Source organism: Streptococcus oralis subsp. tigurinus, from assembly GCF_002096275.1.
In the GTDB taxonomy this organism is placed as follows: Bacteria; Bacillota; Bacilli; order Lactobacillales; family Streptococcaceae; genus Streptococcus; species Streptococcus oralis_CN.
In genome coordinates this window covers 1-23,604 of record NZ_NCUG01000012.1, presented here as the reverse complement: position 1 = coordinate 23,604, position 23,604 = coordinate 1, and the positions used below count along the sequence as shown (strand labels likewise).

Here is a 23,604-nt window from a genome sequence, read left to right as displayed (position 1 = left end):
AGCGAGGTCGTTTTTCTAATGATGATGCCCATGCTTCTGCTCTAATTCTCTCACCCTCCGCTTATGTTGCGCATGATTGCTTTGACTGCTATCCACTTCAATAGTGATATTCTGCACGCCTCTTTCTTCTAAAAATTGACGCACCACTTCTTTGGTCTCCATCATCTGCTCCCAGTCCTTGATACAAATGTGAACAAGGGCATTGTTCTCTAGACCATCCATGGACCAAATACTAAGTTGGTTGACACTTTTGACATTGGGTAGAGCCTCTAAATCTTTCTCCAAATCACTTGTCTCGACCCCTTCTGGCACAGCATCTAGGAAAATTTTTAGCGCGCTCCAAAAGCGAGGAATGGCTTTTGAAAGAATAAAGATGGAAATGACCAGCGATAAAAGCGGATCGAGGATATACCAATCTGTAAATCGGAGGATAATCGCCATTAGAATGACAGCCAACCAACCAAGAGTGTCTTCCAAAAAATGCAAGCTAAGAATTGACTCGTTCTTTGTCTTTCCTTTACGAACTACCAAACTTGCTAGCACATTAATAGCCACTGCAATGATTCCCAGCCAGAGGATCCCTTCCTCATTAACGGGTTGTGGGTGAACGATCTTTGTGACATTTTCCAAGATCACTAGGACAGACCCTATCATAAGAATCACAGCCGTTACCATGGCTCCTAAAAGGCTGAAACGCTTGTAACCCAAGGTGTACTGCCTATCTTCTTCACGATTGGAGATCGTTTCCAGAAGGGCTGATATGCCAATGGCTAGAGCATCGCCTAAATCATGAACAGAATCAGCAAGAACTGCACTCGAACCAAAGATTCCCCCTGCGATAAACTCAACAATCGCATAGCTTAAATTTAAGAAAAAAGCTAACCAGATAGATGTTTTAGAACTCATTTCTCTCCCTCCTTTGGTATAATGGGTATATACATACTTCTTTCATTTGTATTATCTAATAAAATCCAAAGAAAGGATAGAAGCAAACTGTCAGCCATGTTCAGTTCTGAACAGTTTGTATCAAGTGTCTATATGCCAAAAAGAGACCGTCGAGTCAACAAGACTAAAAAAGCCATCTATCAAGCTTTTTTACAACTTTTAAACGACAAAGGCTATGATGCCACTACTGTTCAGGATATCATTGACCTAGCAGATGTTGGACGTTCTACTTTTTACTGTCATTACGAAAGTAAGGAACTCCTTTTAGATGAGCTCTGTCGCTACCTCTTTCATCATCTCTTTGAAAGGGAAGAACACCTTACTACCGAGGACTACCTCGCACATATCTTTTTACATTTTCAGAAAAACCAGGACCGTGTCACCAGTCTCCTTTTTTCCAAAAACGACTACTTCCTCCGCCAACTACACAAGGAACTCGAACACCACGTCTATCCCATGGTGGCGGATGACTTGCAAGAGGCCTATCCAAACATTCCGGCCTCCTACCTCCAGCATTTTGTTGTGACGAACTTTATCGAAACTCTAACTTGGTGGCTAAAAAAAGGAAAATCTTATACAGAAGACCAAGTGGTGAGATTTTACCTTGATGTAATGGAGATGACCTCTACAACTCCACTTGATAACTAAGCCTGTAACTCAGAAAGGAACCAACTATGTTAACTTCGATGATTCTAGGAATACTAACAATCGTACTAGCTCTCGCATTCTCATTACTTCACCTTGCTGCTGCTTTTTCAGCCATGAAACGAAAGAACTACAGTTTGGGAAATACGTGCATCTTGGTCGGCAGTTGCATCACTTCTCTGGCTCTAGCTATCTTTTACTTCGTCCCACTGGCAACCATTCTACTATGGATTGTGGGTGCGAGTATCGTCTGCTATGGTGCCTACTGGAACGGGCGACAGCAAGAAAACCAACATATATCGCACCACATCGTTCGTATAACGAGCGCTATTATCATTACGGTATTATTCATTTTGCTCTAACATAAAAAAGGATCATCCGATCCTTTTTTACTTTTTAAACACTCTTTGCTGCCTTGCTCCACTGATACCACCCAAATAGACTATTGATCAGGTAAATCAGGTATTTCCCTTGAATTTGCAGGCTTTCTCCCCACCAGAGATAGATAGAAAAGACATTGGTAGCTGCCCAGAATATCCATTGTTCACGGTAAACAGCTGTCATGAGAATTTGCCCAACCCCATTGGTTGCATCGGTGATAGAATCACGATAAGGACGATTGGCTCCGATAGACTGATAAATGAACCCAAATACCAACCACCAAAGAACACTAATAGAAAGATACTTTGTCCAACCCTTGCCGTCTAGTTTACGTGCGACAAACTCTTGTTGTTCTTTCTTAAACTGGGCTTGATAAATCCAAACCAAGAGACCAATTGGCTGCATAATTGTAAAATAGAGAGTTGTTAAAACCTCACCATAGAAGCCTTTTTGAAGGGCAAGCACCAGATAAATGATGGAATTAATCAAACCAAATAGGTAGTTACTAGCACGACCTTCAGCTTCTCAAAGAGCAGAAAAAAGGTTAGTAAGGCTTGAGAGATGAATCATTTTAAAGGCAAACAATTCCAACAAGACATCATCATTGTCGCTGTTGGTTATTACCTACGTTACAATCTGAGCTATCGTGAAGTTCAGGAATTGCTTTATGACCGTGGAATAAATGTTTGTCACACTACGATTTATCGGTGGGTTCAAGAATACAGTAAAATCCTCTATCATCTCTGGAAAAAGAAAAATAAACAGTCCTTCTATTCGTGGAAAATGGATGAAACCTATATCAAAATTAAGGGGCGTTGGCATTATCTCTATCAAGCGATTGATGCGGACGGTTTAACATTGGATATCTGGTTACGAAAGAAACGTCGAGCAGACGATAACAGCTATAAGTTAGAAGATACCGCCTATCAAGAAGATAAAGCACGCAAAGCAGAAACCGAAGATAAGCTAGCTATTGAAGCAATGAAAAGCAAGTACACCACGCTATTGCTAGAAAATATGTTGCTAAGTCCGTTTGAAATGCAAGATACAAAAATCATGGCAGGATTGCAAGTCCATGTTTACCCCCTCTATGACGAACTGAAAGAATTAAGAGGGCTAAATAGTGTCAAAGACCACTTGTCTTATGTTGCCAGCAGACGTGAAGAATATTCTAAGCATAATATCGCACGCTACCTCAAAAAAGCCATTGAACAATATCTACCAACGGTTAAAAGGCAGGACTTAAACCATGAGTGAAGACTTAAAAACGATCAAAGAGCTGGCGGATGAGTTGAGTGTTACAAAACAAAATATTCAATATCACTACCAAAGGTTACCAAAAGAATTACAGCTTAAAAGTTCCAATGGGTCTAATCTAATAAATTCTAAAGCAGAAAAAATAATTTTAGGTAAAGTAGAAAGTAGTAGCAAATCAAATACCAAAGACCAACAAATAGAAAAACTAACTAATTTGTTAGACCAGTAACAACGATTAGCCTTGCAAGATAAAAAGTTGCTAGAAGAATACAAGGCGGAAAATGATAACTTAAAAGCCCTCAAAATGCCCTCACAGGAAACAGAATTCAAACACTTAGACAATCAATATAAAGATGAAGTGAACGCTCTTAAAGAGAAGTTGGAAAATTTGCAGGAACAAATCAAAGATCAAAAAAGGATAGAAGAACAAGAAAAACCAATAAAATGGTGGGGACTATGGCGAAAATAGATGATTCAGTTAAAAAGAAAGTTCCAGAATTGCGATTTAAAGGATTCACGGATGAATGGGAACAGCGTAAGTTGGGAGACGAAGTTCGAATAGTGATGGGACAGTCTCCTAATTCAGAAAATTATACTGATGATCCTAATGGACGCTAAAAATGCGAAAACCTATGAGGACCTATTTTGTATTAGTCAAACAAAAAATCCAAAAGAAATGGTATATGATTATGACCATGAAACAAAGTAAAATCAAACCGAGTGATCTGAGGAAGCACCCGATGATCATGAAACGTTATTAAACACAAAAGTCACCCATGTGAGTTCTTACCAGAAGCTGAAGTTAATCCTTCAACCTGGAAAACCCGCAGAGGTGACTTTTTCTATACATCTCGATTTTTCTGGCAATAATCATTAACCGATAAATATGTCTGTGAATCACCCAGTGACTCCGCTATGTCCATAATCCGCGGTGGTAGTAATCCCACTCGCTGGACAAGTTCGTGATTGCTGAACAATTCCCGTGGACTGCCGGCGAAGCCAAACTTCCCGTGTTCCATAACATACACCGACTCAAACTCGGCGGCGACCCAATCCATGTCATGGGTGATGGTCACAACTTGGTGGCCCGAATCAGCCAACTGATGGAAAATTGCGGTCAACTTGCGCCGGCTTTCCCAATCAAGCGACATCATCGGCTCATCAAATAAATAAATCGCCGGATCCACTGCCAAAACTGTGGCAACGCTCAACAGCTTGCGTTCCGACAATGACAGGTCATATGGACTTTCAGCTGTTTTATCATCCAAGCCAACTCTTTTTAGAGCCGCTAAAGCCCGCCTCGTAATCGTGTCGTGGTCATCCATGACCTGCGCGACATTCCACTCCACCTCTCGTTGAACGGTCGGGTTGAAAAGCTGATCGTCAGGATTCTGAAAAGTAATCCCAACCTTCAGTAACTTTTCGACTGGTTTAAGATCATTAAAATTTTCTCCATCGATCTTAATCACACCGGTTTGTGGTGTCAGCAAACCCGTCAACAATTTGAAGAGCGTTGATTTGCCGGCACCATTTTGGCCGACAATCGCCACCATCGGATCGGCGAAGTGTTTGTCTTCAACATCCAAGCTAAAGGACCGTTCCGGATAAGTGAACGTCAGGTGGCTCAGTTCAATTGTGGACATAACGAACCTCCTTCAGATCAGCGTAATTCACCGGATACCGGCCATCAGCCAAGTGCCAATCCATTTTTTGAGCAAGTTGCTGGATTGTCGGGGCTGGAATCTGCCAGTCAGCTGCCAAATGATTAAACACCTCACCCGGCCTGCCCTGGGCTACCATTTGACCCTCGTGCAGCACCCACACAACGTCGGCGACTTCGCACAAATCGTCAATTTCACTGGTGACAATGAAGACAGTCGTCTCTTTGACTTGGGCCAGCCATTGGAAAAATTGCCGGCGGCCAAGGGGATCCATCTCACTGGTCGGATCATCCATAATCAAAACAGCCGGATTAGCCACAATCGCCGTGGCAATTGCCAACCGCTGGATCTGACCACCGGAAAGGCTCTCGGGACGCAAATTCAGCTGTTCAATCAGCCCCATTTGCGTGGCAACTTCTTCAACCCGTTTTTGAATCAGTCCTTCAGCCATTCCCTGATTAATCAAGTCAAAGGCGATTTCATCGGCAACCGTGTCTGCCAACCCGCTTAGTTGGCCAGCTGGATTTTGCAGTACAACTCCATTCATGGCATTATAAACGGGCCAATTGTCGGACACTCGCTGGCCAAACATGTGCCAGTCGCCCTCAATCTCAGCAGACACAATTTTGGGAATGACCCCTGCCAGCACACGGCACAAAGTCGATTTGCCGGAGTGGCTATTCCCGATAATCCCAACCACCTGGCCGGTATGAACCTCCGCATTAATCTGACGCAGTTGTGGTTGCTCAGTACCCGGATAACGGGTGGTCAAATTTTCAATTACAATCCGTTTATCTTCGTCCATATCTTCCACCCAATCAATAAAATTGCCAATCCAGTCAGACCAATGTGCAGCGTTCGCGACAGGCGATACACGCGCTGGGAGGTTCTGACAGTCCGGTTGAGATTATCAAAACCTCTCAGTTGGAGAGAAATCGACCGCGTCATCGATTGATCCAGGGTCTTAATCACCAATGGAATTAGAACCGGCAGGACTGACTTTAATTTCTGAATCAACGTTTTTTGCGGATTGGTTCCGCGAACTTTTTGTGCCTGCTGGATTTTCCGCATATTGCGCATCATTTCCGGCAAAATATAACACACCGACATCAGAACGTAGACGGTTTTATAAGACAATCCGGACAGTTCCAAATAGGCCGCGTTTTCTGAAATACTCGTGGTCACCATAAAAAAGCCACTGGTCAAAATAATCACCAATACTCGACAACCCAGAGTGGTGGCGTAAATCAGGCCTTCTTTGTAGAACGACACCCCAAGCACAGAAAACAGCACAGTTTGATTCCGACTGTAAAATAACCCTTGGATGATCAGCATGGTGCAAATCAGAAACAGGCTGAATCCCAGCGCCTTAAAGGTGGTAGAACTCAATTTGGAAAATAACAATAGCAGTGTTGCGACAAGAATTAATCCGGCCTGAAGCAATAAATTCATACTGGCAAAGCTCAACAACGTCATGTCCAAGATGAACAAGAGCTTAGTAATCGGATCGATCACCTGGTACCACTTGAGCTTGACCCGTGGCGCTCCAGAAATCAATGTTTTATCAGTCATCATTTATCATCGCTAAAGAAGTGCACCATCCGCTTCGGCAGCTGACGATAGATGAAGAATGCCAGGTAGGCCACGCAGACTTTATCCAAAATATCCAAGACAAACTCATCGGTAAATGAGGCCAGCCACACTGGTGCATGATTGGCGACCATTACCGCAAACAATGAGTCACCCCAAGCGATACCGGTCTGACCACCCCAAAAGATGACGTTGAGCGGCGTTGAAATGACAGCTGAAACGATGGCAATAATAATAGCAGAAACAAATACTCGTCGCGCTGACGAGAACCACCCATTGGCGTGCAAAACTCCGACAGCAATCCCAATTCCGATGCTGGTAATCGCATACACGGTTGAAATTGGCGATAAGGTCAGCCCATAGATCACGTTGTTGATGAAACCACTAATGGCACCGGCAACCGGCCCAACCAACATGCTGGCAAGAAAGGTTCCCAAAGACCCCAGCCAAACGGGCAACTTTAACCCCTCCGCCAAGGCTTTGGCAACATAGTTAATCCCCACGGCAGCGGGAATCAAAGTCATGGTGGCAGCACTTAACTTAAATTTCCACATACTGGTACGATGAATCGGTTCTGTTTTCATAATCTTCTCCTTTTGTTTTTAAAGAGCCGTGTCTGGATAGACTTTCGGACGCAACGCTCTATTATATATCTACTGAACTGTCTATACACAAGATTTCCATCCTTAGTCGACATGAGCTGGAAATCTTTATTTGTTAAGTAGTTCACAACACATTATACACCTATTTTGTGAATAGTCAAGTGTATTTACAGTAAAATTTTAGAAAATCCTAAAAATTTCCTCTTATTTTCCATTTAGAAATGAAAATCATTAATTCTGATACCAAAAAAGCCCAGACAAGATTGTCTGAGCAGTTTTCTATATGGTCGTTTAACAAAGTTGAGTTTGACATTTTCAATCTATTTCTTCAACAATCCTTGTTCTTGGAGAAACTCCTTGGCTACTTGTTCTGCTGACTTGCCTTCGACACCGACTTGGTAGTTGAGCTGGCTCATCTGGCTTTCAGTAATTTTACCAGCCAATTTATTGAGAACTGTTTCCAACTCTGGATGTTTCTTGAGAAGAGCTTCTTTCATTAGTGGAGCCCCTTGATAAGGTGGGAAGAGTTGTTTGTCATCTTCCAAGACCTGCAAATCATAACGCGCCAACTCTGCATCGGTTGAATAGGCATCCGTAATTTGAATATCGCCTGACTGAATTGCCTGATAGCGAAGAGCTGGCTCCATGGTCGCTACGTTGAGATTGAGACCATACATTGATTGCAAGCCCTTATTGCCATCTTCACGGTCATTAAATTCGAGTGTAAAACCTGCCTTCAGCTGCCCTTCCACTTTTTTCAAGTCCGAAATGGTCTTCAAGCCATATTCTTGAGCAATCTTTTTCGGAACAGCTACAGCGTAGGTGTTTTGATAAGACATAGGTTTGAGATAGGCCAGATGATCCTGTTTGGCAATGCCATCACGCGCCACTTGATAAACCTGATCTGGCTCATGACCTACTTTAGGTGCTGGTTGAAGCAAACTTTCAGTCACCGTACCAGTAAATTCAGGATAGATATCAATATCCCCTTTTTTCAGAGCTTCATAGAGGAAGCTTGTTTTCCCAAAATTCGGTTTAACAGTCGCAGTCATACTGGTATTTTCTTCAATGAGGAGTTTATACATATTGGCCAAAATTTCTGGTTCCGGTCCCAATTTTCCAGCAATAACCAAATTTTCTTTCTCTTTTTGAGCTAAGAGGGCTGGACTATAAGACAGACCGAGCAATAAGGTCACCAAGGCAAAACCAGAGAAAATCGTCCGCAATTTTGCTTTTTCCATCACTTTTAGCAGGAAGTTAAAGGCAATGGCAAGCACTGCAGAAGAAAGGGCCCCAATCAAAATCAGACTGGTATTATTGCGGTCAATTCCCAAAAGGATAAAGGAACCCAGTCCCCCAGCACCAATCAAGGCTGCCAAGGTCGCCGTACCGATAATCAAGACCGCTGCCGTCCGAATCCCAGACATCATAACAGGCATGGCAAGTGGAATTTCGAATTTCTTGAGACGTTCCCATCTGGTCATCCCAAAGGCAATCCCAGCCTCTTGCAGACTCGGATCAATTCCCTTCAGCCCAGTGATGGTATTTTGTAAAATCGGAAAAATAGCATAAATCACTAGAGCTGTCAAGGCCGGTAAGGTCCCAATTCCCATCAAGGGGATAAAGAGTCCCAACAAGGCCAGAGACGGGATGGTCTGGAAAATCCCTGCAATCTGTAAGACCCAATCCGCTAACTTCTCATGATATCGAAGATAAACAGCCAAGGGAATCACTATAAAGATGGCCAGCAACAAGGTCAAAAGTGACAACTGCAAATGTTGAGATAGAGCTGTCAACCAATCACTAAAACGATCCTGAAAAGTTGCAATTAAATTAGTCATGAACACTACCTCCAAACAAGTCTGCTACAAAATCTGTTGCAGGAGCTTTTAAAATCGTCTCGGGATTCGCCACCTGGCGAATCTCTCCATCCTGCAAGACAGCAATACGGTCCGCCAACTTCAAGGCCTCATCCGTATCATGGGTCACAAAAATCGTTGTCATCCCAAACTCTTTATGCAATTCTTTCGTCAGAACCTGCAACTGTTTTCTCGAAATTGCATCTAGAGCTGAAAAGGGCTCATCCATGAGGAGGATCTTAGGCTGACCAATCATGGCACGGACAATCCCGACCCGTTGCTGTTCTCCACCAGATAATGCACTCGGAAGTCGATGCCCATACTCAACTACTGGCAAGCCAACTTTAGCTAAAAGCTCTTCTGTTTTCTTCGCAATTTTTTCCTTAGTCCAGCCCTTCATCTCAGGAATGAGAGCAATATTTTCTGCAACCGTTAGATTGGGAAACAGAGCAATGGCCTGTAAAACATAACCAGTAGAAAGACGAAGTTCACGCTCATTATAGTCTTTGATGCGCTTGCCATCCATGTAAATATTTCCATCAGTGGGTTCCAAAAGACGGTTAATCATCTTAATCATGGTCGTCTTACCGGACCCAGAAGGCCCAACTAAAACCATGAACTCCCCATTCTCAATCCGTAAATTGACATCTCTCAAAACATCTTTTTCTGTGTAGCGTAGCGCCACATTTTTGTATTCAATCATTCTGTATCCTCAATTTAAAACTTCCCTCTATTGGTCAAGTCTTCTACCTTAGGCATGACTTCCTTATTATCCCAATGTTCCACAATTTTTCCGTTTTCTAGACGGAAGATGTCATACTGGGCATAGGCAACTCCACCAATCTGAGTCTGACCATAGCTAACCACATAGTTTCCTTGTCCTAAAAGCTGGAAAACAAAGTCAAAAGTGACACCATGTTCAGCCACATAGTTTTTATAAGCAGCACTTCCTTGGCCAATCTCATGATTATGCTGAATCAAATCGTCTGCCACATAATCACTCCACTGCTCTAGCTCCCCATTTTGGAAAATTTCTGTCAAGAAACGGCGAACCAACTTTTTATTTTCTGCTGTCTTATCCAAATCTGTGATTTCAAAATCTCCAAAAATCTGATCTAATTGGTCATTTTCAGGTGTTCGATAGTAGTCAATCACATCCCAATGCTCCACGATACGACCATTCTCATCCGCACGGAAAGTATCCGTCGTCACCCATTGCGCTTCTCCGCCATTGAGATATTGGTGAACATGGACAAAGACCAGATTGCCGTCTTCAATGGTGCGAACAATCTTCATCTCACGCTCGGGATGGCGCTCAAAGAAATTTGCAAAGAAAGCCGCAAACCCTTCTTTCCCATCTGGCACACCTGTCGAGTGTTGAATGTAGGTATCTCCTACAGACTGAGCTTGAGCCTCAGCAACTCGCCCGTCTTGAATGGCGTGAATATATAGATTTTGGGCATTTTCAACTTGTTTTGACATGATTTATGCCTCATTTACTTTCTCTTTCAGATTAGCCAAAATTCTTTCTTGAAAAACTTCAAATTGACGAACTTCTTCCTCAGTGAATCCTTTATAAAAAATTGCATCCAATTTTTGACTAACACGACGGCCCACTTCTTTCTGGGACAAACCTTGCTCTGTCAACTTGACATATTTCTTTCTCTTATCTATTCCACATGGGCTAATGATGACCAGGTTTTGCTCCTCAAGCTTCTTAATCATGGTTGTTAGCGTATTGTTAGCAAGACCAGTCGCAAGCGCAATATCTGTGGCTGTAGCGCAACCTGTCTCACTATTCCATAAAACAGTGAGAATCTTGCCCTGTTCACTCCGATAAAGAGCCTCCGGATCCTGACTCAGTAACTTTTGAAAAATCCGCCCATTTAACAAACGAATATGATGGGCTACCAAATGACTATCTTTCATGACCTCTCCAATTTGTTTCTATATCGAATTGTTTTTATTGTAACACCTATCGTTCCATCTGTCAACTATTTCGATTTAGAAATAATTTCCACCAACAAAAAAGACCTCCTACCTAAAGTAGAAGATCTTCACTATTTATTAACTTAATCTGTCATTTCGGAAACCAAGGTTCGATGTTCCAGTGGTAGACTGCACATAACCAGCAAGAAGATGAATCCTGACTGAATCCAGAAGAGAGCCAAGTCAAAAATTCCATGTACAGCAACAACTGTCAGGAAGGAGAGATAAAGACCGATAATTGGTCGTTTGCCAGACTCCTGACTCATATCCATCATCATGTGAACCGGGATAACCGATGAAATGGATAGGAGAATTGTTCCAATCAAACCATAACTTAAGATAGTATCAATGTAAAGACTATGCGCGTGTTCGTGGTAAGGTGCATGAATTCTCGGATAGGAATTCATATAGGTCAGTGGTCCCTCACCCCAGATCGGATTTTGTTTAAACAAAGTCATACCCGCATTCCAAATTGAAACACGCTCCTCCATTGAAGAATCTAGTGTTCCCATACGGACTCCCAAATCGCTTGAGAAGAGGAAACAAAGTCCAATCCCGAAAACACCAATACTGAGCCAGAAGGCGCGCCAGTTTTTAATGGTCGTAAAGAGATAAATAATGGCTCCAGCGATAATAGCAGGAAAGGCAGTTCGATTTTGAGTAAAGTTCAATCCAAAGAAATTCACAAAACCTGCTAGCACACAAAAGATTTTTAACCATCTTAACTTCGTCGTTGTAAAGAGATAAAAAGCTATCATGATACAGAAGCAACAGATAATCCCATAGTAGTTAGGATTGAAGAAGGTCACCTCTGCACGGTTTTGGTGCCATACTTGCATATTGGGCGAAAGAAAGGCGTAGTTAAATTTCTTTACAATTTGAAAATGCTCCAAGGTAGCAAAAGCCGCAGAGAGCACACTACCAAACAAGATTGTCTGCAGAATCAGTCGAAAGAAAGCATGCGTCAGACGTTTCTGGTAGAAGCTAAAGAAAATGAGGAAGAGAAACATCAGTAAAGATGCAACCAATCCAAGCCAGTTCTTGGCGACGATAGAGATGATACTACTATAGGCAATAAAAAAGAGAAGTACAGGATGTTTGATTAATCCTTTGATAATTCCCTTCATCTCCCCAGTAACAAGTAAACCTATCAAATATAAAGCAAAGAGCACTAAGAACAAATAAAAAGGTAAAAAGATACTTATGATTATCAAATACAAAAAGAAATCTTTTTTCGAAAGCCCTCTTATCTTATCCAGTAATCCAATTGATTTCAAAACGAATCCTTTCTGTTCTGGATTTCTCCAGAAGATAAATGCTAAACTATCTTTATATTCTACCATTTTTTCCGTCATTTGGGAACAATGAACACGTTTTCGCCACAAAAAAACTCTTTCATTAATATAGCACTAGAACTGAATTTTTCTGCCGTTTTCTACTACTTGATAGGTCTGACTTTGCAGATCAATTTCTGCTACTGCTGTTACAAACTTGTCTTTATTTTGACGTTTAATCACAATGCTGTGAGCTGTCGGTGTTTCTATCTCAATAGTCCCTTCTAGGTCAAAGGCCTCCGATTGATTACGGAAAGAAAATAGATTGAGAAGAGACTTCACCACAGGACGTTGAACTTCCTTTGCTATTTCCTCGTTGCTATAGTAATGGCGATTAATATTTCGACCTTCTTTGGTTTCTTCTAATAATTTCAAGTCATTTTTTCCTGCTAATAGACCCACATAGTAAACCTGAGGAATGCCTGGAGCAAAAGCTTGAATCAAACGAGCGAGGAAGTACTTGACATCATCATCTCCAAGCGCAGAATAGTAGGTTGAATTGATTTGGTAGATATCTAGATTGTTATACTCTGCACTGGAGTACTTACGTTTGACATTCGCTCCAACCTTATAGAGCTCATTTGAAGCATAGTCAATTTCATCATCAGTCAGGATATCTTTGACATCTACCACTCCAATCCCATCATGGGTATCTAGTGTCGTAAATTGCTTCATCGGGCTCATCTTTAACCACTTAGCCAAGCGCTCTGTTCTGGAACTGTAAAGAGTATAAAGGGTCACCATTGGAAGGGCAAAATCATAAACGTAATAATCGTGATCCGCTATTTTAAACTGAATCGAATAGTGTTCATGAATCTCAGGTAAGAGCTCTGTCCCATACTCAGCTGCTATATCTCGAACTTTGTCCAATAAATCCCAAATATCTGGTTCCACAAAGAAATCATTGCTATCCAATTTCTTCACTGCATAAGCAAAGGCATCTAGACGAATCAAATCACACCCGTTACTTGCTAGATGTTGAATCGTCTTACGGATGAATGCCATCGTTACTTCTTTGGTCACATCAAGATCAATCTGCTCCTCACCAAAAGTATTCCACAAATGTTCTACTGAACCATCTGCAAAAAGAATCTCTTGCTTTGGTGCACGATCCTTACGTTTGTAAATTAAATCCACATCTGCTTGTGTCGGACGATTTTCCGGCCAAAACTTGTCCCAGTTTAGAAAGAGATCTTTGAATTCACTAGCTTCATGTTTTTCTTGATAGTCCTTATAATATTTAGATTGGCGAGAAATATGATTAATCATAAAGTCAAACATAAGATAATATTTCTCACCTAAACGCTTAACATCCTCCCAGTCACCAAACGCTGAATCCACTTCATCATAGTCAACCGGTGCAAATCCACGATCACCTGTTGATGGGAAAAATGGTAGAAGGTGAACTCCTCCAATAGCATCACCAAAATGCTCTTCCAAATTCTCATACAGGTCTTTAAGGTTATTTCCAAGACTATCTGAGTAAGTAATCAACATAGTTTTATTTTGAATGGTCATAGATGGTCTCCTTTTTCTGATGAAAGCCAAGTCTCATATGACCTGGCTTCGTAAATGAAAGATATTTTCAAATTTTTGTTCACTTCGAGCTCATACTACTATAGACTGCAAGCAACTAAGTACTACTTCCTTGTTTTCTACATAGAGTTGTCAACAAGCTGAACTGTTCCTCTGTATCTGAAATTATAGATTTCCTAAGCTCTTTCTTACTTCACTGCCCCGTTACTCATTCCTGAAATGATATGTTTTTGGAAGATGAGGTAGACAATGGTTATCGTTACAATTCCTACAATATAGGATGCAAAACTTGGCCCATAGTCATTAAAATACTGACCTTGGTAGTTGTACTGGAAGAGAGGCAAAGTCCACAGCTTGGAATCCTTATTCAGAATCAACAGTGGCAACATAAAGTCATTCCAGAACCAGAGAGCATTGATAATCAAAGTTGTCGCATGCATAGGCTTCAACATTGGAAAAATGATTCGACGATAAGTTGTAAAACGGTCAGCCCCATCAATTTCCGCAGCTTCATCCAAACTATCTGGTACACTGATTTTTATATAACCAACATACAAGAAGAGGGTCTGTGGAATAGCATAAGTTAGGTAGAGTATTACTAGCCCCCACATATTTGCTAGACCGAGTTTACTCATCATAACTGTGATGGGAATCATAATCACCTGAAATGGAACAAATATCCCTAAGATCAAGAGCGAATACATAATTGCAAAGGCTTTTTTCTTGGACATATTTCGAGCAATGGAATAAGCTGCAGCTGGTATAAAGAAAGCCACTACAATCAATGATAACACCGTAATAACTGCTGAATTCCAGAAATAGCCTCCAATTCCATCCGAAATCAATCGTTCATAATTACTTAAGGTAAAAGGATTGGGCAAACTAAAGAAATGATTCATGATATCCTTAGTTGTCTTGAAAGAACTAAATACTGTTACCAACAAAGGAACAAGTATAAGAATACCACCGACTATCAAGAGGACGTATTTCCAAAACTGATTCAATTTTTCTTCTTTTTTCATGTGTAGGACTCCTCTATTAGATTTCAAATTTCTTTGATAGTTTAATTTGGATCAGAGAAACAATTCCAATAATTAAGAATAAAATCAAGGCAATTGCATTCGCATATCCATATTGATTACTCTTGAAAGCATAGTTGTAGACTAAAAGTCCAAGAGACGTTGTAGCATTATTTGGACCACCACTCGTCAACGCAAAAATCTGGTCAAAGGCTGTCAAACCGGACTTAAGAGCCAGAATAAAAACCATAGAAATCGTTGGCAATAAATAGGGCAATTCAATCTTCCAAAAAGTTTGTTTACTTGTTGCACCATCAATTGATGCCGCCTCTAAAATATCATTTGGAATACTCTGAAGACCAGCAAGAAAGAGAATAATTGGCATTGCTACTCCTTGCCATAGAAGAACAAAAATAGTTGCTACTACCGCTCCGACAGGTGTTCCTAATAGACTCTCTTGTAAAAAACCAATCCCTAAAATTCTTCCAATCGTTGGAAGACCATAGTTGAAGAATTGTTTAAAAATCAAAGAAACTGTCAAACCAGATAAAACAGCTGGGAAAAAGAACCAAGCTCTAAAGAAGGTCTGTCCCTTCATCTTAGAATTTAAGGCTCGTGCCACAATCATCCCAATCGTGATCTCTCCAATAATCAATGCCAGAGTTAAAATCAAAGTAAAGGCTATGGCTGTGAAGAATTTTCCATCAATCATCAGCAATTTGTAGTTATTCAAACCAACAAATTTGTAATTATAGGTCAATCCAGTCCAGTTAGTCAAACTATAGAAAGCACCTTGTACCATTGGAAAGTAAAAGAAGATCGCTTGTAAAGCAAGCGGGATAAGCAAAAATGTCCAACCCCAGTATTTATTTAAAAATTTTCGAATAGCCATATCATCTTAACTCCTATTCTAGTCCAAATCTGCCTTCATTGGATTAAAGAAAGCATTGAGATTGTTTGCCATATTTTTCAGATTTTTATCCATCAGATAACCTGCGCTTAGATTAAAAAAGTCTTCTTCAGAATTCCAGTGTTGGCCCAACCAAACATAATGTTTATCCGTAAATGCCAGTTTAGAAATATCTGCAAGCGCTGAGTCTTCTTTTTCCTGTATGCCTTTTACAGCAACTGGTGATCCATCTACATCATAGTATGACTGTATAGCTTTTGGACTAGTCATATAGCTGATAAATTCTTCGATTTCTTTAGGATGTTTAGTAGTAGCTGAAGTTGATAATGCCATATCCCCTGCACCAACAGTGACTTCTTTTCCTACTTCTTCTCCTGGGAAAGCAAACATCCCCACCTCAAATTTTGGATCCTGTTGATTGATGGCTGCTAGGGCCCACGATCCTTGTGGCATCATTAAGGCTGTTTCACTCGAAAATGCTACCACCGCATCATTATAAGAGGCACCACGCCAACCATCTTGAGCATTATCTGCTAATAAATCGAGTCGTTCTGCATCTGCTTTTAAAATAGCATCATCTGCAGAGATGGCGTTTGGTTTTGAAAAGCGAAGGTAATTATTAGCCGCATCTCCACTACCTGTAATAGTAATGAGAGAAAGTTGGTGGTAACCATTTAATGTCCAGCCCTCATTGCCTGCAACTGCAAATGGAGAATTCCCACTATCTTTTATTTTTTTAACAATCTCTTGAAACTCTTTAAAAGTCTTCGGTTCCTCAAGTCCTAATTCTTTAAACTTCGTTTTATTGTAATAGATTCCATAAAGGTTGGCAGTTAAAGGCACACTATAAACCTTGTTATTGATTGCATACTTTTCAGCATAGTCGTTCTTGATGTTCTCAAGATAAGATTTCCCTGTCATATCTGCAAAATAACCTGCTTTTGCCCACTCCTGAAAATCCATATTTTGAGGATAGATATTAATAATATCTGGAACATCTCCTGATAAAATCCGAGTCTTTAGAACAATTCCAGCTGCGGGAACAGTCGTCAGTTTTACATCAATAGTAGGGTGTTCCTTCTCAAAATCATCCACTATCCTTTGCAAGGTATCCGCCATCTCGGTTTTCTGGTTAAAAAACTCAATCGTTACCTTGCCATCAGTTGACTCCTCTTGACTACTACAAGCTGACAGTCCCAAAAGGCAGAGTCCTGTAGTAGCAATTAAGCTCATCTTTTTATACCATCTCATGATTTTATCTCCTTATCTTCTAATGAAATGTAACTGCCTGCTGAGATAATCTCCCTGCGGAAGCTCCATAGTAATACCCGCATACATGAGTTCTGCACCTGAGTAAACTACACCATTTTCCTGTAATTCATACCATCCCTCTTCATCCAAATCTTTTAACTTTAAAGTTGTTTCCATTGTTTCCACAACTGATAAGACTCGGACATAGGTTACAATCGTCTGATTTCCATAGTTAAATTGCACAGCTGCTTCATTGGATTCAGCATCGGGATTGATTAACCTATACTGGTTTCCCAACTGGACTACTGGCCGCAATTCTTTATACAAGTTCACCTGATTAGCAATCTCAGCTTTCTCATCATCTGATAAACTTGTCAAATCAAGCTCATACCCAAGATTTCCCATCATTGCTACATGACCACGAGTTTCCAATGGTGTCATTCGTCCCATCTGATGATTCGGTACAGCTGACACATGAGCCCCCATAGAAATGGTTGGATAGAGATAGGATGAGCCATATTGAATTGGTAAACGTGCAATAGCATCAGTATTATCACTAGCCCAGACTTGTGGGAAATAACGCATCATACCAAGATCATTTCGTCCACCACCACCAGAGCAGGACTCAAAGAGAATATGACTGTGTTTCTCTGTCAGATAAGAAACGAATTCGTAAAGCCCCAACATATACTGATGAGACTGCATCTGGGTTTCCAGATAAGCTGAACCATTCCCTAGATTAGTGATATTGCGGTTCATATCCCATTTGATGTAGTTAATCTTATGATGAGAGAGGAGTTCATCTAAGACATTTTTCAGATATTCTACTACCTGTGGATTGGCAAGATTAAGTACTAATTGATTCCGAGAGTAAGTATGCTCATACCCTGGAACCTGAATAGCCCAGTCAGGATGTTTGCGATACAAGTCGCTATCAACGGAAATCATCTCAGGTTCTAACCAAAGCCCAAACTGCAAACCTCTTTCATGGATAGCTGAAATCAGACTTTCTAGACTTCCACCCAATTTTTTCTCATTAACAACCCAATCACCTAAAGCACGATTATCATCAAAGCGATTACCAAACCACCCATCATCTAATACAAAAAGTTCAACTCCAACTTTCTTAGCCTCATCTGCCAACTCTAACAGTTTTTCTCTCTGAAAGTCAAAGTAAGTTGCTTCCCAGTTATTGATTAGAATTGGACGTTCTTTTTTAGAAAACTGACTTGGTATAATGTGCTTAAGTACAAAATTCTGACTTTCATGACTAATACCAGTTAATCCTTGATCTGAATAGGTCACTAAAGCTACCGGTGTTTCAAAATTTTCCTCAGGATCTAACTTCCAAGAAAAGTTTTCTGGATTAATGCCAATAGCCACCCGAACTTCATTCAGTTGATTTTTTTGGACAAAAGCTTCGAAGTTTCCACTATACAGTAGTTGCAGAGCAAACACATTCCCAGCATCCTCTGTGACTCCTTGATCACATATTAGAAGAGCTGGTGTTTGAGCATGACCAGAAGCTCCACGGTTCGAACTAATCGAAAAGATTCCTTGTTCTACCTGTTGACGTCTGATAGTCTTTTCACGAGCATAAGCTCCCTGCAAAGTTACGATTTCGTAATCCGCAGCTGGAACATCAGCCATAAAAGAAAAATCTTTATGGATGACAACTTCCTGATTACTATTATTCTCTAATTTACTGTAGCTAGCAATTGTCGCATCATTATCAAAAGCAGTATAATACAAAGTCAGACTAAGTTTAGCTTGAGGATCTTCTAAAATCAAGGCAAGAGTTTCTGTATCATCCATGCTGTGAGGAGAAGGTAAGCCCTGTGGACCATTCTGACCTTTTAAAATCTTTGCTTCTACAAATCGAAAGTCTGTTACTTCAGTTGCATCATGCTGAACCTGTAAGGTTGGTCTTCTGAAATCACCTAAACCATGTTGTCCAAAAATTTGACGTTGCGTATCCAAACTAAAGGTGCGATTAGTAGCTGTTGGATTACCTGAAAAAGCATGATCGCGTTCATAAACACTATTAGAACCTCTATAGTTCTTAATAGTCTTTCCTAAATGTTTTAATAATAAGTACCCATCCCTATTTTCAATAATCAAACTTAAACCTTTACTCTCAACGTAAAATAGATTATTCTCTATCCGAATTCCCATAAATTGTACCTCATCCATTTCTTGATAAAATTTTAGCAAATAAAAGCGCTTTCTAAAATAGAAAAATGTCTCTAAAGTATGGTAAAATGTTAGGTAGGAGGTGGCCCATGCTCGTTTTTTCAGAATACCAGACTGGAACAATTGATCTTTCTCTTAGCTTCTACGGTTATGAAGAATGCACGCCTAACTACTCTTTTGGCCCAGCTATTCGAGATACCTATGTACTACATTACATTACTAAAGGAAAAGGTCAGTTCCATTATAATGGGAAAATTGTTGATTTAAAGACAGGAGATTTCTTTTTACTAAAACCAGATGAATTAACATTCTATCAAGCAGATAGCCAGGATCCTTGGGCTTACTACTGGTTGGGGATCTCCGGAGGGAGGGCACCTGACTACTTTGCTCTATCTCAAATTTCTGACCAATCCTACCTCATCCAGTCAAATAACTGTCATACACAAACAACTGCAAAACTCATCTCAGATATTGTCCGCTTCGCTCAGATTACAAAATCAAATGAATTGGCTCAACTCCACATCATGGGACAACTCCATGAACTAATGTTTCATCTAGGAACTATTGCTTCCAAACAGAAAAAAGAGAATATTTCATCAACCCACCAACTCTATCTTGACTGCAAACAATTAATTGATAGTCACTATCCACAATCGCTCACCATTCAAGATTTAGCTAAAGAGCTATCGGTTCATAGAAGTTACTTAACTAGTGTGTTTAAAGAGTTTCACCAACTCTCTCCAAAAGAGTATTTACTTTTCGTTCGAATGAAGCGCGCTCAACAGTTACTAGAACACACCAATGAAACGATCAAAGTCATTGCATATTCTGTGGGTTTTTCAGATCCACTACATTTCTCAAAAGCCTACAAGCAGTTTTTTCATAAAACACCTAGTCAAACTCGAAAGGAATACAATTACTCCCTCTTAGCTAGAAAGGAAAATCAATGAAATCACACCAACTAGTTTACCAAATATTAGCTAGAGAAAACGATTATGTTAGCGGAGAAAAAATCGGAGAAGAACTGAATTTAAGCCGTACATCCATATGGAAAGCGATCCAACGTCTTCAACAAGAAGGCCTAGAAATTGACAGTATCAAAAATAGAGGATACAAGCTTATTCAAGGCGACCTGATATTGCCTGATTTGATTCAAGAGAAAACCAACTTAATCGTTCACTACAAACCTGAGACCAAATCAACCCAAACAGATGCAAAAGAAGGAATTGAAGCTGGAAACAAAGGAAATACACTCTATCTTTCAACCTGTCAAACAGCAGGTCGTGGACGCTTTCAGCGTCCCTACTATTCACCATCTCAGGGTGGAATCTATATGTCCCTGCATATTCAACCCAATCTTCCCTATGAAAAGCTCCCATCCTATACTCTCCTTGTAGCTGCTGCAGTCTACAAAGCCATTAAAAACCTAACTATGATAGAAGTAGATATCAAATGGGTAAATGACATCTACTTTAAAAATAAAAAAATAGCAGGTATCCTCACCGAAGCAATGACATCAGTTGAGACAGGCTTGGTTACAGATGTCATTATCGGACTTGGAATAAACTTTGCTATAGAAGACTTCCCAGAAGACCTAAAAGAAAAAGCAGGTAGCCTATTTATGCCACCTGCACCTATCACACGAAACGAACTAATCTCAGAAATTTGGCGTTGTTTCTACCAAACAGCACCCGAAGAACTACTCTACCTTTATAAAGAACACTCTCTTGTTCTAGGAAGAGAGGTCAGTTTTATCCAAGATCAGACTGAAAAAAAAGGAGTCGCCAAGGACATCTCCGACAAAGGACAACTCCTTATCCAGCTTGATGACCAGACAGAAATCTGGCTCAATAGTGGTGAAATCTCACTCACTAGCTGGACTTAATAACAGCACTATATGGTGTCTAGAACCTCAACTAGTAACATATAGTGCTTTTTGAATATAGAAAGTAACAGATATATAAATAGCCGGCTCCCTATCAACAATTTACAGATGGATAGCTTTTGAGGCATTCTTTTTATATGCCGTGCTATGTGCCAAAGAAACCCCATAGCAGTGATTTTCTTGTCCAAGCATGACCAATGGAAGTGCAAAAACTTTAATAGCATACAAAAGCAGCCAAAACATAAAGACTTCAGCTTTTATATTCACCAAATTTTTACTAAACATCTCGTACAAGAACCATGCATTTAAAGTCATATTAAAGAGACTTGCCAAGGTTGCTGAGACTATATTGGTTTTCAATTTTGGATGATAACATTTAGCCACATATAAGGCCAATATTGAAATATTATAAAGGCAAATCGGTTGATAATTTTCTCTATAAATAACCAGCGTCTTACGATTATAGAACAGGAAACCATGAGGTCCATGATGATATTCATTTATCCAGACATGGCTAAGACCTCTAATCTCATCCCAAGCTACAAATAAATCAATTTTTCTTAGATAAATCCCTTTTTTATGAATTGAACATTTCCATTTAAGCAAGAAGGATAGAAGAAAAGTAAGGAGCAAAACTACAACTGTAACAATCCTCAACTCCTCTTGCCCAACAATCAAGGATAGATTTAAAAAGCGAATTTGAGCTTTTGTTGTATCTAAGATCATCGAAATCCCAGTTAGAATCACTACAAATATAAATAGTATAAATCTATAAAAAATACTACAAAATTTTATTCCATTTTTCATATAGAATCACCTAATATCTCAAAATCTTTATTCCTAATAAAGCACTAAACCTAGCAAAGCTGTTGCTATATTAAAAATTTTTACTCACTATTATTTTAAAAGAAATACACACAAAAAAAGAGCTTACTAGCTCTCTAAGTACGGAGAATGGGGGATTCGAACCCCCGCGCCGGTTACCCGACCTAACGATTTAGCAAACCGTCCTCTTCAGCCTCTTGAGTAATTCTCCTATTAATGGGCACGAGTGGACTCGAACCACCGACCTCACGCTTATCAGGCGTGCGCTCTAACCACCTGAGCTACGCGCCCAAGTTCAAAAACTCGGTATGAACTTTCGTTCAAAGCGGGTGACGAGAATCGAACTCGCGACAACAGCTTGGAAGGCTGTAGTTTTACCACTAAACTACACCCGCTTAATAAAACAAAATATGGCGCGAGACGGAATCGAACCGCCGACACATGGAGCTTCAATCCATTGCTCTACCAACTGAGCTACCGAGCCAAATTGCGGGAGCAGGATTTGAACCTACGACCTTCGGGTTATGAGCCCGACGAGCTACCGAGCTGCTCCATCCCGCGTTAATATAAAAAGGAGGATGTGGGATTCGAACCCACGCACGCTTTTACACGCCTGACGGTTTTCAAGACCGTTCCCTTCAGCCGGACTTGGGTAATCCTCCATTATTTACAATGGACCTTGTAGGACTTGAACCTACGACCACTCGGTTATGAGCCGAGAGCTCTAACCAGCTGAGCTAAAGGTCCAACAAGATCAATATAGCGGCGAAGGGGATCGAACCCCCGACCTCCCGGGTATGAACCGGACGCTCTAGCCAGCTGAGCTACACCGCCATGAATCGGGAAGACAGGATTCGAACCTGCGACACCTTGGTCCCAAACCAAGTACTCTACCAAGCTGAGCTACGTCCCGCGTTAAATAAAAAAATGCACCCTAGAGGAGTCGAACCTCTAACCGCCTGATTCGTAGTCAGGTACTCTATCCAGTTGAGCTAAGGGTGCTCATCATTATATGCCGAGGACCGGAATCGAACCGGTACGATCGTTACCAATCGCAGGATTTTAAGTCCTGTGCGTCTGCCAGTTCCGCCACCCCGGCCTCTCTAAGCGAACGACGGGATTCGAACCCGCGACCCCCACCTTGGCAAGGTGGTGTTCTACCACTGAACTACGTTCGCATCGACCTCTTATCCTATATAAAAAAATGCCGGCTACATGACTTGAACACGCGACCCTCTGATTACAAATCAGATGCTCTACCAACTGAGCTAAGCCGGCTGCTTTCTATTATGCGGGTTAAGGGACTTGAACCCCCACGCCGTTAAGCGCCAGATCCTAAATCTGGTGCGTCTGCCAATTCCGCCAAACCCGCAAATATGACCCGTACTGGGCTCGAACCAGTGACCCATTGATTAAAAGTCAATTGCTCTACCAACTGAGCTAACGAGTCTAAAATAACTTCCGTTATCTTAAACGGTCCCGACGGGAATCGAACCCGCGATCTTCGCCGTGACAGGGCGACGTGATAACCGCTACACTACGGGACCTATATGGGAGTTAACGGGATCGAACCGCTGACCCTCTGCTTGTAAGGCAGATGCTCTCCCAGCTGAGCTAAACTCCCTCGAGCTAAGCGACTTCCATATCTCACAGGGGGCAACCCCCAACTACTTCCGGCGTTCTAGGGCTTAACTGCTGTGTTCGGCATGGGTACAGGTGTAT

At 41.0% G+C, this 23,604-nt stretch carries 24 protein-coding genes, 17 tRNA genes, 1 rRNA gene and 1 pseudogene; 8 read left to right on the top strand and 35 right to left on the bottom strand.

Annotated features, from left to right (window positions below; translation table 11 throughout):
* Positions 1-15 precede the first annotated feature (15 nt).
* Positions 16-906 (bottom strand): cation diffusion facilitator family transporter, encoded by an 891-nt coding sequence (locus B7725_RS00605; protein ID WP_084874133.1) that lies wholly within the window; start codon positions 904-906, stop codon positions 16-18.
* Positions 907-1,038: 132 nt separating this feature from the next.
* On the opposite strand from B7725_RS00605, the gene B7725_RS00600 reads away from it, so the two are divergent.
* Positions 1,039-1,593 carry a TetR/AcrR family transcriptional regulator gene (locus tag B7725_RS00600; RefSeq protein ID WP_084874166.1) on the top strand — a complete coding sequence of 185 codons (555 nt, stop codon included), beginning with the start codon at positions 1,039-1,041 and terminating at the stop codon, positions 1,591-1,593.
* A 26-nt stretch (positions 1,594-1,619) separates the two neighbouring features.
* A complete protein-coding gene (locus B7725_RS00595) occupies positions 1,620-1,952 on the top strand; it encodes a glucuronide permease (protein WP_084874132.1) in 333 nt (110 codons plus the stop codon).
* Positions 1,953-1,986: 34 nt separating this feature from the next.
* Here B7725_RS00595 and pnuC read toward each other — a convergent pair.
* Positions 1,987-2,493: pseudogene (gene pnuC, locus B7725_RS00590) on the bottom strand (nicotinamide riboside transporter PnuC); the annotation flags it as partial.
* 39 nt (positions 2,494-2,532) lie between these two features.
* Here pnuC and B7725_RS10175 point away from each other — a divergent pair.
* Genes B7725_RS10175 through B7725_RS09925 form a run of 4 tightly spaced genes read left to right on the top strand, consistent with a single transcriptional unit; the run spans position 2,533 to position 3,846 of the window.
* Positions 2,533-3,228 carry an IS6 family transposase gene (locus B7725_RS10175; RefSeq protein ID WP_001015294.1) on the top strand — a complete coding sequence of 232 codons (696 nt, stop codon included), beginning with the start codon at positions 2,533-2,535 and terminating at the stop codon, positions 3,226-3,228.
* Positions 3,221-3,457 (top strand): hypothetical protein, encoded by a 237-nt coding sequence (locus B7725_RS00580; protein WP_001287839.1) that lies wholly within the window; start codon positions 3,221-3,223, stop codon positions 3,455-3,457. The genes B7725_RS10175 and B7725_RS00580 overlap by 8 nt, the downstream gene beginning before the upstream one ends.
* A 12-nt stretch (positions 3,458-3,469) precedes the next feature.
* On the top strand, positions 3,470-3,697 hold the full coding sequence (locus tag B7725_RS00575) for a hypothetical protein (RefSeq protein WP_001152920.1): 228 nt from the start codon (positions 3,470-3,472) through the stop codon (positions 3,695-3,697).
* A complete protein-coding gene (locus B7725_RS09925; protein WP_001062367.1) occupies positions 3,685-3,846 on the top strand; it encodes a hypothetical protein in 162 nt (53 codons plus the stop codon). Before B7725_RS00575 ends, B7725_RS09925 begins: the two co-directional genes overlap by 13 nt.
* A gap of 224 nt (positions 3,847-4,070) precedes the next feature.
* Here B7725_RS09925 and B7725_RS00570 read toward each other — a convergent pair whose 3' ends face one another.
* The 14 genes from B7725_RS00570 to B7725_RS00505 all read right to left on the bottom strand — a co-directional run bounded on the left by B7725_RS00570 (position 4,071) and on the right by B7725_RS00505 (position 19,154).
* Positions 4,071-4,871 carry an energy-coupling factor ABC transporter ATP-binding protein gene (locus B7725_RS00570; RefSeq protein WP_000103848.1) on the bottom strand — a complete coding sequence of 267 codons (801 nt, stop codon included), beginning with the start codon at positions 4,869-4,871 and terminating at the stop codon, positions 4,071-4,073.
* On the bottom strand, positions 4,858-5,694 hold the full coding sequence (locus tag B7725_RS00565) for an ABC transporter ATP-binding protein (RefSeq protein ID WP_000343048.1): 837 nt from the start codon (positions 5,692-5,694) through the stop codon (positions 4,858-4,860). The genes B7725_RS00570 and B7725_RS00565 overlap by 14 nt, the downstream gene beginning before the upstream one ends.
* Positions 5,670-6,461, bottom strand: coding sequence for an energy-coupling factor transporter transmembrane component T (locus B7725_RS00560; RefSeq protein ID WP_000130448.1), 792 nt, complete (start codon positions 6,459-6,461; stop codon positions 5,670-5,672). The genes B7725_RS00565 and B7725_RS00560 overlap by 25 nt, the downstream gene beginning before the upstream one ends.
* Positions 6,461-7,063 carry an ECF transporter S component gene (locus B7725_RS00555; RefSeq protein ID WP_084874130.1) on the bottom strand — a complete coding sequence of 201 codons (603 nt, stop codon included), beginning with the start codon at positions 7,061-7,063 and terminating at the stop codon, positions 6,461-6,463. The genes B7725_RS00560 and B7725_RS00555 overlap by 1 nt, the downstream gene beginning before the upstream one ends.
* Before the next feature lie 338 nt (positions 7,064-7,401).
* Positions 7,402-8,922, bottom strand: coding sequence for an ABC transporter permease/substrate-binding protein (locus tag B7725_RS00550; protein WP_084874129.1), 1,521 nt, complete (start codon positions 8,920-8,922; stop codon positions 7,402-7,404).
* A complete protein-coding gene (locus B7725_RS00545) occupies positions 8,915-9,643 on the bottom strand; it encodes an ATP-binding cassette domain-containing protein (protein WP_084874128.1) in 729 nt (242 codons plus the stop codon). Before B7725_RS00545 ends, B7725_RS00550 begins: the two co-directional genes overlap by 8 nt.
* A 14-nt stretch (positions 9,644-9,657) precedes the next feature.
* Complete coding sequence (locus B7725_RS00540; protein WP_084874127.1) at positions 9,658-10,422, bottom strand: nuclear transport factor 2 family protein; 765 nt, start codon at positions 10,420-10,422, stop codon at positions 9,658-9,660.
* A gap of 3 nt (positions 10,423-10,425) precedes the next feature.
* Complete coding sequence (locus B7725_RS00535) at positions 10,426-10,869, bottom strand: MarR family winged helix-turn-helix transcriptional regulator (RefSeq protein WP_084874126.1); 444 nt, start codon at positions 10,867-10,869, stop codon at positions 10,426-10,428.
* Between the two features lie 143 nt (positions 10,870-11,012).
* Positions 11,013-12,206: an O-antigen ligase family protein gene (locus tag B7725_RS00530; protein ID WP_084874165.1), complete on the bottom strand. Its 1,194-nt coding sequence runs from the start codon at positions 12,204-12,206 to the stop codon at positions 11,013-11,015.
* 132 nt (positions 12,207-12,338) lie between these two features.
* On the bottom strand, positions 12,339-13,781 hold the full coding sequence (gene gtfA, locus B7725_RS00525) for a sucrose phosphorylase (protein WP_084874125.1): 1,443 nt from the start codon (positions 13,779-13,781) through the stop codon (positions 12,339-12,341).
* 206 nt (positions 13,782-13,987) lie between these two features.
* Complete coding sequence (locus B7725_RS00520; RefSeq protein ID WP_084874124.1) at positions 13,988-14,821, bottom strand: carbohydrate ABC transporter permease; 834 nt, start codon at positions 14,819-14,821, stop codon at positions 13,988-13,990.
* A gap of 16 nt (positions 14,822-14,837) precedes the next feature.
* Positions 14,838-15,710, bottom strand: a complete 873-nt coding sequence (locus tag B7725_RS00515; protein WP_084874123.1) for a carbohydrate ABC transporter permease — start codon at positions 15,708-15,710, stop codon at positions 14,838-14,840.
* Between the two features lie 18 nt (positions 15,711-15,728).
* The gene (locus tag B7725_RS00510; protein ID WP_084874122.1) at positions 15,729-16,979 is read right to left on the bottom strand and encodes an extracellular solute-binding protein; all 1,251 of its coding nucleotides are present in this window, start codon (positions 16,977-16,979) and stop codon (positions 15,729-15,731) included.
* A gap of 12 nt (positions 16,980-16,991) precedes the next feature.
* A complete protein-coding gene (locus B7725_RS00505; protein WP_084874164.1) occupies positions 16,992-19,154 on the bottom strand; it encodes an alpha-galactosidase in 2,163 nt (720 codons plus the stop codon).
* A 107-nt stretch (positions 19,155-19,261) separates the two neighbouring features.
* Here B7725_RS00505 and B7725_RS00500 point away from each other — a divergent pair, with 107 nt between their 5' ends.
* Together B7725_RS00500 and birA are read left to right on the top strand one after the other, a co-directional pair.
* Positions 19,262-20,122, top strand: a complete 861-nt coding sequence (locus B7725_RS00500) for an AraC family transcriptional regulator (RefSeq protein WP_084874121.1) — start codon at positions 19,262-19,264, stop codon at positions 20,120-20,122.
* A complete protein-coding gene (birA, locus tag B7725_RS00495; protein ID WP_084874120.1) occupies positions 20,119-21,057 on the top strand; it encodes a bifunctional biotin--[acetyl-CoA-carboxylase] ligase/biotin operon repressor BirA in 939 nt (312 codons plus the stop codon). Before B7725_RS00500 ends, birA begins: the two co-directional genes overlap by 4 nt.
* A gap of 102 nt (positions 21,058-21,159) precedes the next feature.
* On the opposite strand, the gene B7725_RS00490 is transcribed toward birA, so the two are convergent.
* The 19 genes from B7725_RS00490 to rrf form a co-directional block, all read right to left on the bottom strand.
* On the bottom strand, positions 21,160-21,864 hold the full coding sequence (locus B7725_RS00490; protein WP_084874119.1) for a hypothetical protein: 705 nt from the start codon (positions 21,862-21,864) through the stop codon (positions 21,160-21,162).
* A 141-nt stretch (positions 21,865-22,005) separates the two neighbouring features.
* Positions 22,006-22,093: transfer RNA gene (locus tag B7725_RS00485), tRNA-Ser, on the bottom strand.
* Positions 22,094-22,099: 6 nt separating this feature from the next.
* A tRNA-Ile gene (locus B7725_RS00480) sits at positions 22,100-22,173 on the bottom strand.
* A gap of 33 nt (positions 22,174-22,206) precedes the next feature.
* Positions 22,207-22,277: transfer RNA gene (locus tag B7725_RS00475), tRNA-Gly, on the bottom strand.
* A gap of 16 nt (positions 22,278-22,293) precedes the next feature.
* Positions 22,294-22,366, bottom strand: a tRNA-Phe gene (locus B7725_RS00470).
* Between the two features lie 3 nt (positions 22,367-22,369).
* Positions 22,370-22,443: transfer RNA gene (locus B7725_RS00465), tRNA-Met, on the bottom strand.
* 11 nt (positions 22,444-22,454) lie between these two features.
* A tRNA-Ser gene (locus B7725_RS00460) sits at positions 22,455-22,544 on the bottom strand.
* Positions 22,545-22,555: 11 nt separating this feature from the next.
* A tRNA-Ile gene (locus tag B7725_RS00455) sits at positions 22,556-22,629 on the bottom strand.
* Between the two features lie 13 nt (positions 22,630-22,642).
* Positions 22,643-22,716: transfer RNA gene (locus B7725_RS00450), tRNA-Met, on the bottom strand.
* Between the two features lie 5 nt (positions 22,717-22,721).
* Positions 22,722-22,795: transfer RNA gene (locus tag B7725_RS00445), tRNA-Pro, on the bottom strand.
* Between the two features lie 15 nt (positions 22,796-22,810).
* A tRNA-Arg gene (locus tag B7725_RS00440) sits at positions 22,811-22,884 on the bottom strand.
* A gap of 11 nt (positions 22,885-22,895) precedes the next feature.
* Positions 22,896-22,981 (bottom strand) — tRNA-Leu (locus tag B7725_RS00435).
* A 7-nt stretch (positions 22,982-22,988) separates the two neighbouring features.
* Positions 22,989-23,060: transfer RNA gene (locus B7725_RS00430), tRNA-Gly, on the bottom strand.
* A 27-nt stretch (positions 23,061-23,087) separates the two neighbouring features.
* Positions 23,088-23,160, bottom strand: a tRNA-Thr gene (locus B7725_RS00425).
* Between the two features lie 12 nt (positions 23,161-23,172).
* A tRNA-Leu gene (locus B7725_RS00420) sits at positions 23,173-23,254 on the bottom strand.
* Between the two features lie 5 nt (positions 23,255-23,259).
* A tRNA-Lys gene (locus B7725_RS00415) sits at positions 23,260-23,332 on the bottom strand.
* Positions 23,333-23,356: 24 nt separating this feature from the next.
* Positions 23,357-23,429: transfer RNA gene (locus tag B7725_RS00410), tRNA-Asp, on the bottom strand.
* A gap of 4 nt (positions 23,430-23,433) precedes the next feature.
* Positions 23,434-23,506, bottom strand: a tRNA-Val gene (locus tag B7725_RS00405).
* 4 nt (positions 23,507-23,510) lie between these two features.
* Positions 23,511-23,604 (bottom strand): 5S ribosomal RNA (gene rrf / locus B7725_RS00400); the annotation flags it as partial.

Coding starts and splice junctions, on each gene's coding strand:
- B7725_RS00605 (WP_084874133.1), bottom strand. CDS start 906: ATGAGTTCTAAAACATCTATCTGGTTAGCTTTTTTCTTAAATTTAAGC.
- B7725_RS00600 (WP_084874166.1), top strand. CDS start 1,039: ATGCCAAAAAGAGACCGTCGAGTCAACAAGACTAAAAAAGCCATCTAT.
- B7725_RS00595 (WP_084874132.1), top strand. CDS start 1,620: ATGTTAACTTCGATGATTCTAGGAATACTAACAATCGTACTAGCTCTC.
- B7725_RS10175 (WP_001015294.1), top strand. CDS start 2,533: ATGAATCATTTTAAAGGCAAACAATTCCAACAAGACATCATCATTGTC.
- B7725_RS00580 (WP_001287839.1), top strand. CDS start 3,221: ATGAGTGAAGACTTAAAAACGATCAAAGAGCTGGCGGATGAGTTGAGT.
- B7725_RS09925 (WP_001062367.1), top strand. CDS start 3,685: ATGGCGAAAATAGATGATTCAGTTAAAAAGAAAGTTCCAGAATTGCGA.
- B7725_RS00570 (WP_000103848.1), bottom strand. CDS start 4,871: ATGTCCACAATTGAACTGAGCCACCTGACGTTCACTTATCCGGAACGG.
- B7725_RS00565 (WP_000343048.1), bottom strand. CDS start 5,694: ATGGACGAAGATAAACGGATTGTAATTGAAAATTTGACCACCCGTTAT.
- B7725_RS00560 (WP_000130448.1), bottom strand. CDS start 6,461: ATGACTGATAAAACATTGATTTCTGGAGCGCCACGGGTCAAGCTCAAG.
- B7725_RS00555 (WP_084874130.1), bottom strand. CDS start 7,063: ATGAAAACAGAACCGATTCATCGTACCAGTATGTGGAAATTTAAGTTA.
- B7725_RS00550 (WP_084874129.1), bottom strand. CDS start 8,922: ATGACTAATTTAATTGCAACTTTTCAGGATCGTTTTAGTGATTGGTTG.
- B7725_RS00545 (WP_084874128.1), bottom strand. CDS start 9,643: ATGATTGAATACAAAAATGTGGCGCTACGCTACACAGAAAAAGATGTT.
- B7725_RS00540 (WP_084874127.1), bottom strand. CDS start 10,422: ATGTCAAAACAAGTTGAAAATGCCCAAAATCTATATATTCACGCCATT.
- B7725_RS00535 (WP_084874126.1), bottom strand. CDS start 10,869: ATGAAAGATAGTCATTTGGTAGCCCATCATATTCGTTTGTTAAATGGG.
- gtfA (WP_084874125.1), bottom strand. CDS start 13,781: ATGACCATTCAAAATAAAACTATGTTGATTACTTACTCAGATAGTCTT.
- B7725_RS00520 (WP_084874124.1), bottom strand. CDS start 14,821: ATGAAAAAAGAAGAAAAATTGAATCAGTTTTGGAAATACGTCCTCTTG.
- B7725_RS00515 (WP_084874123.1), bottom strand. CDS start 15,710: ATGGCTATTCGAAAATTTTTAAATAAATACTGGGGTTGGACATTTTTG.
- B7725_RS00510 (WP_084874122.1), bottom strand. CDS start 16,979: ATGAGATGGTATAAAAAGATGAGCTTAATTGCTACTACAGGACTCTGC.
- B7725_RS00505 (WP_084874164.1), bottom strand. CDS start 19,154: ATGGGAATTCGGATAGAGAATAATCTATTTTACGTTGAGAGTAAAGGT.
- B7725_RS00500 (WP_084874121.1), top strand. CDS start 19,262: ATGCTCGTTTTTTCAGAATACCAGACTGGAACAATTGATCTTTCTCTT.
- birA (WP_084874120.1), top strand. CDS start 20,119: ATGAAATCACACCAACTAGTTTACCAAATATTAGCTAGAGAAAACGAT.
- B7725_RS00490 (WP_084874119.1), bottom strand. CDS start 21,864: ATGAAAAATGGAATAAAATTTTGTAGTATTTTTTATAGATTTATACTA.